Annotated in this window: 12 protein-coding genes; 9 read left to right on the top strand and 3 right to left on the bottom strand. The window is 69.1% G+C overall.

All coding sequences use genetic code 11. The annotated features are described in order from the left end of the window. The first annotated feature begins 5 nt into the window (after nt 1-5). Entirely contained in the window at nt 6-1,259 is a 1,254-nt protein-coding gene (locus tag KXD96_RS16840; RefSeq protein WP_260737774.1) for an alpha-hydroxy acid oxidase, read from the top strand. 64 nt (nt 1,260-1,323) lie between these two features. Here the strand turns inward: KXD96_RS16840 and KXD96_RS16835 are convergent, their stop codons facing one another. Beyond that, nucleotides 1,324-2,454 carry a phytanoyl-CoA dioxygenase family protein gene (locus KXD96_RS16835; RefSeq protein ID WP_260737773.1) on the bottom strand — a complete coding sequence of 377 codons (1,131 nt, stop codon included), beginning with the start codon at nt 2,452-2,454 and terminating at the stop codon, nt 1,324-1,326. A gap of 120 nt (nt 2,455-2,574) precedes the next feature. Between KXD96_RS16835 and lon the strand changes: the two genes are divergently transcribed. The 8 genes from lon (at nt 2,575) to KXD96_RS16795 (ending at nt 9,593) form a co-directional block, all read left to right on the top strand. Next, nucleotides 2,575-4,896: an endopeptidase La gene (gene lon, locus KXD96_RS16830; protein WP_260737772.1), complete on the top strand. Its 2,322-nt coding sequence runs from the start codon at nt 2,575-2,577 to the stop codon at nt 4,894-4,896. A 66-nt stretch (nt 4,897-4,962) separates the two neighbouring features. Then, nucleotides 4,963-5,451 carry a hypothetical protein gene (locus KXD96_RS16825; protein ID WP_260737771.1) on the top strand — a complete coding sequence of 163 codons (489 nt, stop codon included), beginning with the start codon at nt 4,963-4,965 and terminating at the stop codon, nt 5,449-5,451. 161 nt (nt 5,452-5,612) lie between these two features. After that, a complete protein-coding gene (locus KXD96_RS16820; protein WP_260737770.1) occupies nt 5,613-6,098 on the top strand; it encodes a hypothetical protein in 486 nt (161 codons plus the stop codon). A gap of 91 nt (nt 6,099-6,189) precedes the next feature. Continuing rightward, nucleotides 6,190-6,567 carry a nitroreductase family deazaflavin-dependent oxidoreductase gene (locus KXD96_RS16815; protein WP_396876824.1) on the top strand — a complete coding sequence of 126 codons (378 nt, stop codon included), beginning with the start codon at nt 6,190-6,192 and terminating at the stop codon, nt 6,565-6,567. Between the two features lie 10 nt (nt 6,568-6,577). Beyond that, entirely contained in the window at nt 6,578-6,910 is a 333-nt protein-coding gene (locus tag KXD96_RS16810) for a TfoX/Sxy family protein (RefSeq protein WP_260737769.1), read from the top strand. A gap of 43 nt (nt 6,911-6,953) precedes the next feature. Then, nucleotides 6,954-7,589, top strand: a complete 636-nt coding sequence (locus KXD96_RS16805) for an endonuclease (RefSeq protein ID WP_260737768.1) — start codon at nt 6,954-6,956, stop codon at nt 7,587-7,589. Beyond that, nucleotides 7,586-8,311: a DUF72 domain-containing protein gene (locus KXD96_RS16800; protein WP_260737766.1), complete on the top strand. Its 726-nt coding sequence runs from the start codon at nt 7,586-7,588 to the stop codon at nt 8,309-8,311. Before KXD96_RS16805 ends, KXD96_RS16800 begins: the two co-directional genes overlap by 4 nt. Before the next feature lie 49 nt (nt 8,312-8,360). Further along, nucleotides 8,361-9,593, top strand: coding sequence for an NAD(P)/FAD-dependent oxidoreductase (locus tag KXD96_RS16795; RefSeq protein ID WP_260737765.1), 1,233 nt, complete (start codon nt 8,361-8,363; stop codon nt 9,591-9,593). On the opposite strand, the gene KXD96_RS16790 is transcribed toward KXD96_RS16795, so the two are convergent. After that, the gene (locus KXD96_RS16790) at nt 9,582-11,693 is read right to left on the bottom strand and encodes an NAD-dependent epimerase/dehydratase family protein (RefSeq protein ID WP_260737763.1); all 2,112 of its coding nucleotides are present in this window, start codon (nt 11,691-11,693) and stop codon (nt 9,582-9,584) included. The genes KXD96_RS16795 and KXD96_RS16790 overlap by 12 nt on opposite strands. A gap of 110 nt (nt 11,694-11,803) precedes the next feature. Beyond that, a complete protein-coding gene (locus KXD96_RS16785) occupies nt 11,804-13,288 on the bottom strand; it encodes an acetyl-CoA acetyltransferase (RefSeq protein WP_260737761.1) in 1,485 nt (494 codons plus the stop codon). Between the last annotated feature and the right edge of the window lie 3 nt (nt 13,289-13,291).

Below are 13,291 nucleotides of genomic sequence, written 5' to 3'. Positions count from 1 at the left end.
CACAGATGGAACTTGAACGACGAAAGGCCGTCCGGCGACGAGTGCCCAAGGTGCGCGATCTCGCGCCGCTGATCCAGTTCAAGCGCCCTCGGTTCAACGCGACCAAGCGCCGCCTCGACGCCGCGTACACCATCGGGGACCTGCGACGCATCGCCAAACGGCGCACGCCCAAGGCGGCGTTCGACTACACCGACGGCGCCGCCGAGGACGAGATTTCCCTCGAACGCGCTCGACAAGCCTTCCGCGACATCGAGTTTCACCCGACGATCCTGCGTGACGTCAGCAACGTCACCGCCGGCTGGAATGTCCTGGGTCAACCGGTCGTCCTGCCGTTCGGCATCGCGCCCACCGGGTTCACCCGGTTGATGCACACCGAGGGCGAGATCGCCGGCGCGGCGGCGGCGGCCAAGGCGGGCATCCCGTTCTCGCTGTCCACGCTCGGCACCTGCGCGATCGAGGACTTGGCGACCGCTGTTCCCCAGGGCAGGAAGTGGTTTCAGCTCTACATGTGGCGCGACCGCGAACGCTCGATGGCGCTGGTGCGGCGCGCGGCCGACGCGGGTTTCGACACCCTGCTGGCCACGGTCGACGTGCCGGTCTCCGGCGCGCGGCTGCGCGACAACCGCAACGGGATGACGATCCCGCCGACGCTGACGCTGCGCACCGTCCTGGATGCGGTGCCGCACCCGAAATGGTGGTTCGACCTGCTGACCACCGAGCCGCTGGCGTTCGCGTCTCTGGACCGCTGGCCGGGGACTGTCGCCGAGTACCTGAGCACCATGTTCGACCCTAGCCTGACCTTCGATGACCTGGAGTGGATCAAGGCCCAGTGGCCGGGCAAGTTGGTCGTCAAGGGCATCCAGACGCTCGACGACGCCCGCGCGGCCGTCGAGCGCGGTGTCGACGGCATCGTGTTGTCGAACCACGGTGGGCGCCAACTGGATCGGGCTCCCGTGCCGTTCCATCTGTTGCCGGAGGTCGCGCGTGAGGTCGGCGAGGACACCGAAATCCTCGTCGATACCGGCATCATGTCCGGCGCCGACATCGTGGCCGCGGTCGCGCTGGGCGCGCGGTGCACGCTGGTGGGGCGGGCCTACCTGTACGGGTTGATGGCCGGCGGCCAAGCGGGGGTGACGCGCGCGATCGAGATCTTGGCCGACGGGGTGATCCGGACGATGCGGCTGCTGGGGGTCACCTGCCTCGAGGAGCTCTCCCCCAGGCACGTGACGCAATTGCGGCGCCTGGGGCCTGTTCGATAGCGCCGAGATTGCCGTGGGGGTCGTGCCGTGGGTGCCGCCTACGACCATGGCGGCAATCCCGGCGTTACTGCAGGCGGGCGACCCGCTCGGTGCGGTTGCGTACCAGGTCGTTGAAGGCCTCGCCGGGCCCGACGTGCTCGAAGAGTTGCGGCGGATAGTGCGTGACGTACATCGTGCGGCGGCCGCCGGCGCCGGTCGGCCGGGGCGAGGCGTGCATCAGGTCCTGGATGTGGACGGTGGCGTCGCCGGGGGCGGTGTCGATGCTCACCTCCGGTACCTGTTGGAACCGCTGTTCCCACCGGTAATGGATCGCCTGACCATGGCTGCCGGGGACCACGCGAAGGTTGCCGGTCGCGGCGTCCGAGCCGGTGAGTTGAATGCCGACGCTGACCGCGGGGCACATGAGCGCGTGTCCACCCATCCCACAGTCCTGATGCCAGGGGATGTTGGCTAGCCCGCTGGTGTTCCCGGGCACTTTGAGCAATACCGCGCTGCCTTCCATCCGGTCGGGTGCGGGCCGCAGCGCGGGATTGACGAGGGTGCCCAGCCTGCGCACCCTGGGATCGTTTTCCAGTGCGGCGAGGACGGGCGAGCGCAGCGTCGCGTAGACCAATCGGCACAGCACGCTGCCGCCGTCCTCGGCGGTGACCCACCACGAACGGTCGTCCCCGGGCCGGGCCCGGGCCGCGAGGCGGTCGATCTCGCGGTTGGCGGCACGCATCTCTTCGGCGCCGAAGACCCCCTTGACGTGCAGGTACCCCATGGTTTGCAACTGTGCGGTCAACTCGGCGTCCTCGGCGTCGAGCGTGAACGTGGCGAGCGGGTCGCGCCCCTTCAGGTCGGCTCGCGCCGGATCGTAGGGCGGGATGCCGGCGTGGAGGTACCGCAGGGCCGGGTCCCAGTCGGCCAGCTGGTCGAAGCCGCCCCGCTCGAAGGACAATTCACCGCTGAGCAGCAGGTTGATGGCCGTGCGGATTTGGCCAACCAGGTCGTCCCAGGCCCGTCGGGAAAGGCGCACGACGGCGTCCGCGGTGCGCTGCCCCTCGGTGACGCGGATCGTCGAGCCCTCGACGGTGTAAGTGACGGCGTCGTCGTCGACCAGGAAGGTGATGGAGCCGGTGGAGGTGAGATCTCTGGCCGCGGATGCGAGCACATCCGGGTCAAGCGCGGTCGGGGCGGGGTGCGTCAGCGCCACGCGCCGATTATCCAAGACCGCCAGTGTGAGAGCCAGCACTTAGCCGCAGGGCGGCGGCAAACGGGGAACAAACCGGCCCCGGGCTGGGTTGAGCGCATCAGACTCAGTTTTGGAGGATTGATGGCTGAAGCCAAATCGGTGCCGGTGCTGTTTGTCACCGACACCATCGTGTTGCCCGGGATGGTCGTTCCGATCGCGCTCGACGAGGCCGCGCGCACGGCGATTGACGCCGCCCAGGCAAGTGAATCGGGGCAGCTGCTGATCGCGCCCCGCCTGGACGACAGGTACCCGTCACACGGTGTGATCGCCAAGATATTGCAGGTCGGACGCATCGCGGGCGGCGGCACCGCGGCCGTCGTGCGCGGTGAGCGCAGGGCGCAGATCGGGACGGGAGCGTCCGGGCCCGGCGCGGCGCTGTGGGTCGAGGTGACCGAGGTTCCCGAGGCCGAGACGACGGACGAGATCAAGGCGCTGACGGCTGAGTACCGCAAGCTGCTGCTGGCCATGCTGCAACGGCGCGAGGCCTGGGAGATCGTCGACTACGTCAACAGGCTGACCGACCCGTCGGCGCTGGCGGACACTTCCGGCTACGCGTCCTACCTGTCCAGCGAGCAGAAGCGGCAGCTGGTGGAGACGGTGGACGTCGCCGAGCGGCTGCGCGTGCTGATCGACTGGACCAGCACGCACCTGGCCGAGGTCGAGGTCAACGACAAGATCGCCGAGGACGTGCGCGAGGGCATGGAGAAGACGCAGAAGGAGTTCCTGCTGCGCCAGCAGCTGGCCGCCATCCGCAAGGAGCTGGGCGAGGGCGAGCCCGATGGGTCCGACGATTACCGCGCCCGCGTCGAGGCCGCCGACCTGCCCGAGAAGGTGCGGGAGGCCGCGCTGCGCGAGGTCGGCAAGCTGGAACGCTCGAGCGACCAAAGCCCGGAGAGCGGCTGGATCCGCACCTGGCTGGACACCGTGCTCGACCTGCCCTGGAACGTGCGGACCGAGGACTCGACGGACCTGAAGGCCGCGCGCGGCGTCCTGGACGCCGACCACCACGGGCTGGACGACGTCAAGGACCGCATCGTCGAATACTTGGCCGTGCGGGCCCGCCGCGCCCAGCGGGGGCTGCAGGTCGTCGGCGGCCGGGGCTCCGGCGCGGTGATGGTGCTGGCCGGTCCCCCCGGCGTCGGCAAGACGTCGCTGGGTGAGAGCGTGGCCCGGGCGCTGGGCCGCAAGTTCGTGCGCGTCGCCCTGGGCGGGGTGCGCGACGAGGCCGAGATCCGCGGGCACCGGCGCACCTACGTCGGCGCGTTGCCGGGCCGGATCGTGCGCGCGATCGGCGAGGCGGGGACGATGAACCCCGTCGTGTTGCTGGACGAGATCGACAAGGTCGGTTCCGACTATCGGGGCGACCCCTCGGCGGCCTTGCTGGAGGTCTTGGACCCGGCGCAAAACCACACGTTCCGGGATCACTACCTGGATCTGGATCTGGACCTGTCCGACGTGGTGTTCCTGGCCACCGCCAACGTGATCGAGAACATTCCGTCGGCCCTGCTGGACCGCATGGAACTGGTGCAGATCGACGGCTACACCGAGGACGACAAGGTCGCCATCGCCCGCGACTACCTGCTGCCGCGGCAGCGGGAACGGGCGGCGCTGACCGACGACGAGGTGACCGTCACCGATGCCGCGTTGCGCAAGATCGCCGCCGACTACACCCGGGAGCCCGGTGTGCGGCAGTTCGAGCGGCTGCTGGCCAAGGCGCTGCGCAAGGTGACCACCAAGCTGGCGGAAAGCGCCGGGCCGATCACCATCGACGAGCCGGACCTGGTCGACTACCTCGGACGTCCGCGGTTCACCCCGGATTCGGCCGAACGCACGGCGGTGCCCGGCGTGGCCACCGGGCTGGCCGTGACCGGCCTGGGCGGCGACGTGCTCTACATCGAGGCCGGCGCCACCGACGGCGAGGCGGGTTTGCAGCTGACCGGTCAGCTGGGTGACGTCATGAAGGAGTCGGCGCAGATCGCGCTGTCCTACGTGCGCTCCCACGCCGCGGAGTTGGGGGTCCAACCCGAGGCCCTCGACCGGCGCATCCACGTGCACGTGCCCGCCGGGGCGGTGCCCAAGGACGGCCCGTCGGCCGGTGTCACCATGGTGACCGCCCTGGTGTCGATGGCCACCGGACGGCAGGTGCGCTCCGATGTCGGCATGACCGGCGAGGTCACGCTGAACGGGCGGGTGTTGCCGATCGGCGGCGTGAAGCAGAAGCTGCTGGCGGCCCAACGGGCCGGCCTGTCGACGGTCTTCATCCCGGCGCGCAACGAGCCCGATCTGGATGACGTGCCCGCCGAGGTGCTCGCCGCGCTAGACGTGCGGCCGATGACCGACGTCGCCGACATCGTCGCGCAGGCGCTGGGACCGGTGGCGGAGACCGCGACGCTCGCCGCTTGAGATGTGCCTGGCCGGGATGCGCAGCAAACTCGCTCGCATCCCGGCCGAGTACGTTAGGGTCCGTAGATGGCCGTGATCTTGCGCAGATTGCTACGCATTGGCAACCTTCCCACCGACATGCGGGCGGAAGTCGAACCGGAGGGAATTCTCCATCTTGCCGAATTCCTTCCCGTCACTTTTCGGTTCACCGGCTCGGTCCCCGGCTTTGTCTCCAAGGGCACCGTTCGCGGTTATGTCGGCTCCCTGGTGCTCACTTCCCAACGGGTTCTCGGCACGTTGTCGTCGGTTCCCAAGCTCGCCGGGCGGGCCATCGACCAGCGTTGGGATGCGCTTCAGGAAGGCCCGGTGAACGCCGATATTTCGTCCAGCGGGCTTGCCATCAACGTCGATGTCGGCCAAGTCGATCCCGCGTTCTCCGGCCAGCTTTCGCTGCGCTACAAAACGGCGATTCCGGAATCGGTACTGACCACTCTCCCGCGCCGTTCGCTGGCTTTCGCCGTCCCGCGCGAGTGGGTGTTACGCGCCGTCGGCGTTCCCGCCCCGCGGCCGGCGTGAGGCCGGGGATACGACGAAGAGGTTTTCAGCGTCCATCGCTCGGGTATCTGGGGGGTTGGAGGTTCGACTGCCCGACTAGGGCGGTGGGGTGAGCGAATCACCAAGTCAATGGTTCAGCTGCTGTTCAGGCAGCCAAACTGCTCGACAAGGGGGTTCACTAAATGAAGCTGAACAGAATCGCAGCCGGCGCGGTCATGGCCGGCACCATCACGTCCGCCGCATTCGGAATCGGCGCCGGCTTGGCGCAGGCCGACCCGAATGGCCCGAATGTTCCGGGGCCGAATGTGCCAGGCCCGAACTTGCCGGGACCCAATGGGCCGAATGTGCGGGGGCCAGGACATCTGCCGCCACCGGGAGTGCCGATTTGTAACGGCGGCCCAGGCGCCAACTGCAACGCGCCGGGCACTCCGCTTCCGCCCGGGCAGCGCGGCGCCCCGCCGCCGGGACACTACAACGACCCGATCGGCTACGGGCTTCCGGCCCGGTGGATGCCACCCGGGGAGTCCGTCGACTACCCAGTCGTCTACAACCCGGCAGCGAACGCCTGGGGTGTCTTCACCGCTAACGGTCAGTTCGTTGCGTACGGGACCGGCGTAAACGGCGGTGTCAACGCCGGGACCGGTGTCGGTGCCGGGCAAGGGCGCTAAGACCGCACCACGAAGCAGCCGCCCCCAATAAGGGGGCGGCTGTTTTCGTTGCACGGTGACATCACCGCCAATTTCGGCGTTGAATGGACCCGTGACTCTCAAACGGCAAGTCGTCCACCGCATTCAGCGGCTCTTGGTCAATCCGGTGGGGCGGCAGATGCCGGGAATCATCCTGGAAACCACCGGCCGCAAGAGTGGCAAGCCGCGGCGCACCGCCGTCGGCGGACGGCTGGTCGACAACCAGTTCTGGATGGTCTCCGAACACGGCGAACACTCGGACTACGTCCGCAATATCAAGGCCGATCCGGCCGTTCGGGTGCGCATCGGCGGTCGGTGGCGCAACGGCACCGCGCATCTGCTGCCCGACGACGACCCGCTGCGGCGGCTCGGCGATCTCCCGCGGCTCAACAGCGCGGTGGTGCGGCTGATGGGGAGCGACTTGCTGACCATTCGGGTTGACCTGGACTGACCCGCCGCCCATGGCCTACGACGAGAACCTGGCCGACGAGATCCGCGAGCTCGTCGCCTCCGAGCGCGGCGTGGACGAGAAACGCATGTTCGGCGGCCTCGCGTTTCTGATCAACGGCAACATGTCCGTGGCCGTCAGCGGCCAGGGCGGTCTGCTGGTCCGGGTGCCGCCGGACGACCTCGACAACGTGCTGCGGCGCGCCCACGTCAGCCCCATGGTGATGGCCGGCCGCGACGTCCGCGGCTGGGTGCGGGTGGACCCCGCCGGAGTGCGGACCATGCGCCAGCTTCAGGGTTGGGTGCGGCGCGGGGTCGGCTACGCGCGCAGCCTCCCGGCCAAGTGACCGGCGCGGTTTGCTGAGGCTTGGCGCGGGTAAGCGATCGGGTATGTCCCAACGCGAGCAACTGGTACGACGGCTGCTTGACGTTGCCGGGACCACCTATGCCGCCGAGGCGCGAATCAAGCTCGACGACAAGCCGATGCCGCTGTTTCAGTTACTGGTCCTCTGTATGCTGGCGAGCAAGCCGATCGACGCCGCCATCGCCATGAGCGCAGGGCGTGAGCTGTTCAAAGCGGGCCTGCGCACCCCCGAGGCCGTGCTGGCTTCGGACCGGCAGACCATGATCGACGCCTTCGGCCGCGCCCACTACGTGCGCTACGACGAGAGCTCGGCCACCCGGCTCACCGACATGGCCGAACACGTGCGCGACGAGTACTCCGGCGATCTGCGGGAACTCGCCGACCGCTGTCAGCACGACGTCGCGGCGGCCAAACGTTTGCTCAAGCAGTTCAAGGGGATTGGGGACACCGGCGCCGACATCTTCCTGCGCGAGGTGCAGGACACCTGGAGCTGGGTGCGGCCGTATTTCGATGAGCGCGCGATTGCCGCGGCCAGGCAATTGGGCCTGCCGACCCAGCCGGCAAAGTTGGGAGCCCTTGTGCCGGAGAGCAATGCGCGGCTGGCCGCCGCGCTCGTCAGGACGTCGCTGGACGGCGACCTGCGCCGGCAGGTGAGCGGTTGACCGTACGGATCGGTACCTCCGGGTGGTCCTACAACCATTGGGTGGACGTGCTGTACCCGCCGGGGCTGCCCGCCGCGCGCCGGCTGGCCCGCTACGTCGAGGTGTTCGACACCGTCGAGTTGAACGCGAGTTTCTACCGCTGGCCGAAGGATTCGACCTTCGCGGGCTGGCGCGAACAGCTGCCGGACGGCTTCAAGATGTCGGTCAAGGCGCATCGGGGGCTGACCCACTACCGCCGCCTGGCGTCCGTCGGGCCATGGATCGAGCGGTTCGCACGCTGTTGGGAACTGTTGGGCGATCGCCGCGGGGTGCTGTTGGTGCAACTGCACCCCGAACAGCAGCGCGACGACGCGCGCCTGGACGCTTTTTTGGGCGCCGTGCCGGAGTCGATCCGGGTGGCCGTGGAGCTGCGCCACCCGTCCTGGAACGACCCGGCCGTCTACGACCTGCTGGAACGACGCCGCGCCGCGTACGTGGTGATGAGCGGCGCCGGGCTGGCTTGCGTGCCGCGGGCCACGACCGATCTGGTGTACGTCCGCATGCACGGTCCGGACCAGGACGCCATCTACGCCGGCTGCTACTCGAACGATCAGCTGCGCCGGTGGGCCGACTTGATCGCCGGGTGGCGGGCCGATGGCAAGGATGTGTGGATGTACTTCAACAACGATCTGGGTGGGCACGCGGTGCGCAATGCGATGACGTTGCAAGAACTTTTGCGCTAAGCCGGCCCGAGTAGGCTGGGCCTGTCAACCGCAGAACGGAGTGACAATCATGGCCAGTTCTATCACATTCGCCATCATCGGCGGCGGACTCGCCGGAGCTAAAGCGGCAGAAGCGTTGCGCGACAGCGGATTTGACGGGCAGATCACCTTGTTCGCCGACGAGGAACATCTGCCCTACGAGCGGCCACCGCTTTCCAAGGAGTATCTCGCTGGAAAGAAGGCGCTGAGCGATTTCACCGTGCAGAACTCCGACTGGTACCGCGACCACAATGTCGACCTGCGACTCGGCGCGCGGGTGTCGGCCTTGAACGCGGGCGAACGCGCCGTCTTGCTCCCTGACGGCACCACGGTGCGGTACGAGAAACTGCTGCTGGCGACGGGATCGGCGTCCCGGCGCCCGCCGATACCCGGGGCCGACGCCGGCGGTGTCCACTATCTGCGCACCTACGACGATGCTGTGGCCCTGAATTCTCTTCTCACCGAAGGCTCTTCCCTGGCGGTGGTGGGAGGCGGGTGGATCGGCCTGGAGGTGGCCGCCGCCGCCCGTCAGCGGGGCGTCGACGTGACCGTCGTCGAGACGGCCAAGCAACCGCTCGTGACCGCGCTCGGCGAAACCGCGGGCGAGGTGTTCGCCCGACTGCATCGCGATCACGGCGTGGACTTGCGGCTCGAGACGCAGGTGGAGGAGATCACGACGAGCGGCGGCCAAGCCACCGGGCTGAAGATGCGTGATGGGTCGACGGTTGCCGCTGATGCGGTGTTGGTGGCCGTCGGCGCCAAGCCCAACGTCGAACTCGCCGAGCAGGCCGGGCTTGCCATGGGTGACGGCGGCGTGCTGGTCGATGCGTCACTGCGCACCAGTGATCCCGATATTTACGCCGTTGGCGACATCGCCGCCGCAGAACACCCGTTGTTTGGCGGCCGGATTCGCACCGAGCACTGGGCCAATGCGCTCAAGCAGCCCGCGGTGGCGGCCGCCGGGATGCTCGGCAACCCGGGCGAATACGCCGAGTTGCCCTATTTCTTCACCGACCAGTACGACCTCGGAATGGAGTATGTCGGCCACGCGCCCGGCTTCCAGCGCGTGATGTTCCGGGGCGACGTTGCCGGCCGTGAGTTCGTCGCGTTTTGGCTCGACGGCGACAACCGGGTGCTGGCCGGGATGAACGTCAACATCTGGGATGTGCTCGACGACGTCAAAGCGCTGATCAGATCCAGGGCTCCCGTCGATCCGAACAAGCTGGCCGATCCCAAGTTCCCGCTGGCCGGGCTATTGGGCTGACGCGTCGACGGGCGCCCACGCCCCGTCGACGACGTCGGGTGGGCGCTGCGCCTGCAACCGGTCCCGCTCGGCTCGGCGGCGTTTGATCCGCAGCCGGGCGTCGCCCGGCATGGCGACCAGCTCGTCACACGTCAGGTAGTACACGTCCTCGTCGACGTCGATCAGATCCGCCGCGACTCGGCGGGAGCCGAGTTCCCGCAACGTCAATCGGAGTTGATGGGTGAACCGTAGGGTGGTGTCGTGGGCGAGCTCGCGGGACTCGCGAGCGTTGGTGGCCAGCCGCTGGGCCAGCGTGGTCGGCGGCGGCTCGTTCGGCGCGGCGGTGTCCGCGGCCACTTCCCCGGCCGCCTTCAGCAGCATCGCCGGATCGTCGGCGTACGTCTGGCTGGCCAGCTCGGCGTCGCCGGGCCCGCGGTGCCCGATGCGGGCGACGGCGGCGTCCACGGCGGCGGCCGTGGTCGGAGACAACGCCCGAATGCTGGCGAGGTTGCCGTCGGCGGCCAGGGCGCACAGCGGCGGATCGGCCCGCAGCATCGCCGCCAGCCGCGCGGTCTCGGCCGCTACGACGGTGCTTTCCATGATCATGTCCACCCCGGGCACGCCGCGCGCCGCCTTGCCGTGCTCCAGCGTCGCGGCGGTGACGCCGGTGTCGATCAGCCACAACGCGGTGAGGATCCAGCCTTGGTGAATCCGGTCCCGCAGCAGCCCGATCCGGACTTCGAGGGCGGCGTCGGGCAGCGACGCCAGCTGTGCGGCGTCGAGGTGTTCGGCTTCGGCGGCCGCGCTGTATGCCTGAGTGTCCGACTTGAGATGGCGCAGCAGGGCCAGTGATCGCCCCGCGACGACGGCCTTGGCGATGGAGCCAAGGGCTCCGCCCGCCAGCGCGGGCTCACCGAACGGGAGGGGGTCTCCGATGTGCGGCCGGCCGGCCAGCGCATTGCGCGCGACCGCGTCCTGATCCCAGCCCGGCAGCTGCGCGGCGGCCACCATGTTGACCGACACCCCGACGTAGGGCCGGTGGCCGAACACCGCGATGGCCCTGTTTCCCCATTCGTCGCCCACCACGCCGCCGAGCGCCAGCACGTGACTCAGCACCCGATTGGCCGTGCGCAATCCGCTCAGCTGGACATCCAGCGTGACAGGGGTGAGCGGCCCCGGCAGCGCCCCGGCGAGGTTGCCCGCACTGAAGATCGGGAAGCGGGGGTCGATCGGGTCGTCGAATTCGCCCTCGACGCCCTCGGGCGCGGCGCTGCGCTCCTCGCCCGACGGTTGAGGGCGGGGGGCGACCTCGACCGGCAGCGCCAGCTGGTGGCCGTGCCCGGTGGCGCCCGCGGGGGTGATCTGGCGGCCGACGAGGCCGCGGGCCGTGTCGGCGACCGCTTCGAGCGCGTGCCAGCCGAATTCGAACGACCAATCCTCTTGCGCCGCAGCGATATCCATGTCCGGAATGAGCTGCGGCCAGCCGCGCACCCGATGCAGCCCCGACCGGGGGTACGCGGATCGCAACATCCGCCACGCCGTGACCACGTTGACGGTGTCCGGGGAGGCGAGGTCCACCACACCGGTGCGGTCGGCGTTCAGCGACGAAACCAGGAAGCGCACCAGGTCATCGAGGTGCAGCACCCGCATCGGCTGCGCCGAAACCTTGGTGCGCAGCAGGGTGGCCACGGTGCGGCACACCGTCCAGTCCAGCTGGCGGCCGACCGGCGGGGCGATCCGGACGACCAGGCTAGGCCCCCAACTGGTGGCCACCAGGTCCTCGGCCGGCCGGTACAGCTCGGGGCGCCCGGCTGCCTGGGACACGAACAGCAGCCGTGCACCGGCGCGGGCGACCACATCGGTCACATGCGCGAGGCCGTCGAGATCGGCGCTGCCGGGCGCGGTGGTGTCGATCGGCGCCAGGTGGATCACCACGTCGGCCTCTTCGGCGAGCTCTCGCAGGACAGGCCCGCGCAGCGGCGCGCAAACAAATTCGACGTTGCGGTCCAGGCAGGGATGTGGGCGCTCAGCAATGCCGGTGACCGCGTGCCCCGCTGCGATCAACTGCCGTGCAACCAGCCGCCCGAGTGCGCCGGTGGCGTCGGTAACCAGGATCTCCACCTGGCCTCACCTCCCCCGACCTCAACTAAACAATAGGCACGACGGCATGACCTACGCGACCGTTCCTGCGAGAACGACAGCGTGAACCGGCGCGATGGCTCAGGCCCGCGTTACTGCAACGCCGCGCTGCCGTCGGCGGCGACGGCAACCTTGGCGCCGCCGATGTCTTCACGCACGGTTGCCTGCGCCGCGGCGCTGTCGGTGATGACGGCCAGGGTGCGCGACCCATCGGGCGTGCGCACGGCCAGATAGGCCTTTTCCGGCCGGCCCTGGCGGTCGAACGGCGTCGTCCACGCTTCCACCGTGCCGATGCCTTCCCATTCCACCAGGCCATCCGTCGTGGGCTCCCGGTCGACGGCCGGTTGCGTGTCTTCCCAACGGAACTCGGCGGGCGGCTCCGTGCTGTACACGCCGAAGCTGTGCTTGGTCAGGTAGCCGCCGTTGGCGGTGATCAGGCCGCGCCGCCCCGGGTTGGCCGCCAGCAACTCCGCCATAGTGGCGATGGAATGCATCACATAATTGCTCCACGGGCCGCCTGCGAACGTCAGCCCCCCGGTGACGGTGAGCGGGCGGGCGGGATCGTCGACCGGCAGGCCCAGTTCGGCCGCCGCCACCTGAACGGCCGAGGGAAAGCAGGAGTACAGGTCGACGTAGTCGACCTCGTCGATGCCCAGGCCCGCCAACTTCAGCGCCCGGCCGCCGGCGATCCGGATGGCCGGAGAGCGGTGCAGCTCGTCACGCTCGGTGATGGCCGGGGTGTCGTGCGCGTCGGTGCCGGCGTGCGGGTAGATCCACCGTTCCGCGGGCACCTGCAGGCGCCTCGCCTGCTCCACCGAGGTCAACACGAGCGCCGCGCCCTGGTCGACCATGTTGTTGGAGTTCATCAGCTTGGTGTACGGCCAGCTGATCATCCGATTGTGCGGGCCGGGCTCGCAGATCTCCTCGGCCGTTACCGGTTTGCGGATCCATGCGTGCGGATTGTCGACCGCGACGGCGTTGAAGCGGGCCCACAGTTCGCCGATGCGCTTGCGGTGGTGCTCGATCGACTCGCCGTTGGCGATCCGCAGCGCCTGCTCGAACAGCGGGTAGACGTAGGCCGGCCGGTCCAGCCCGATCCTCAGCTCCGCTTCGCCGGCCATCGGCACGTCGGTGCCGCTGACCTCGGCCATCGGCACGGAGTCGTCCTGAACGGTCCACTCGAGTCTGCCGCCTTTGGCCTTCAGGCCCCGGCGGGTACGCCAGGTCTCGGCGCCGGCCAGCAGCACCACCCGGGCCTCTCCCCGCTGGATGTCCAGGCAGGCCTGGTTGACCAGAGACTGCGGCACGTTGCCGCCGACGGGGCTGTACAAGGTGGTGAAATCGCTGGCACCGATCCGCTGGCCGAGCAGCAGGCCGGGGTCCCGGTAATGGGCGGACAGGATGTTCACCACACGGATGGAATCCACGGCCTCGATCACCCGCGACTCGGCGGCCTGCCGGGCGGCGGCCGCCATCAGGTCCAGCGGTTCGACGGACCGCTTGTCCGGGTCGATCTCGTCGCGGTGGTTGACCTGGCCGTAGCCGATCAACACCGGTGTCCTGGGATCCACGGTCATAGC

Source organism: Mycobacterium sp. SMC-2 (genome assembly GCF_025263485.1).
Classification (GTDB): Bacteria; Actinomycetota; Actinomycetes; order Mycobacteriales; family Mycobacteriaceae; genus Mycobacterium.
Note: the sequence above shows the minus strand (reverse complement) of the source record. Positions and strands in the feature narration are given on the sequence as shown.